Genomic DNA, 482 nt, shown 5'->3' with positions numbered 1-482 from the left:
CCGCTAAGCCCATGCACCTCGTTGCAGAACCGGTTGTTGTCCTCTGAGCGGAGAAAGTAGGGCAGCACGTCGTTGTAACCCCAGCCGTTCGCCCCCAGGGTTTCCCACTTGGCGTAGTCTCCGGGATTGCCGCGAATGTAGATCATCGCGTTGACTGAACTGCCGCCGCCGAGCACGCGGGCCTGCACCATCGTTGGCTTGTCCGTACGCGCCTGCGCGGCGGTCGGCTCCCATTCGAGGCGTTTCAACAACGGGCCCTGCGCGGTCTTGTAGTAGGCCCCGGGAATATGGATATAGGGGTTCAGGTCACGCGGTCCTTCCTCCAGCATCAGCACCGAGCGATCGGCGTCCTCGGATAAACGTGCGGCGACAACGCAACCTGTCGTGCCGCCACCAACAACGACGTAATCGCATTTGACAACGATGGGATCCGTCCGAGGAAATATGCCAAAGATCGCTGATCCGTGTCGTGACATCAGATC

At 60.4% G+C, this 482-nt stretch carries 1 protein-coding gene; it reads right to left on the bottom strand.

The window, feature by feature from the left end; all coding sequences use genetic code 11:
* A partial coding sequence (locus EOA86_RS37975; RefSeq protein WP_164892475.1) for a GMC family oxidoreductase occupies nucleotides 1-476 on the bottom strand: 476 nt, incomplete at its 3' end.
* Nucleotides 477-482: the final 6 nt, after the last annotated feature.

Origin of the sequence: Mesorhizobium sp. M5C.F.Ca.IN.020.32.2.1 (assembly GCF_004023105.1) — a bacterium.
Taxonomy (GTDB): Bacteria; Pseudomonadota; Alphaproteobacteria; order Rhizobiales; family Rhizobiaceae; genus Mesorhizobium; species Mesorhizobium wenxiniae.
Note: the sequence above shows the minus strand (reverse complement) of the source record. Positions and strands in the feature narration are given on the sequence as shown.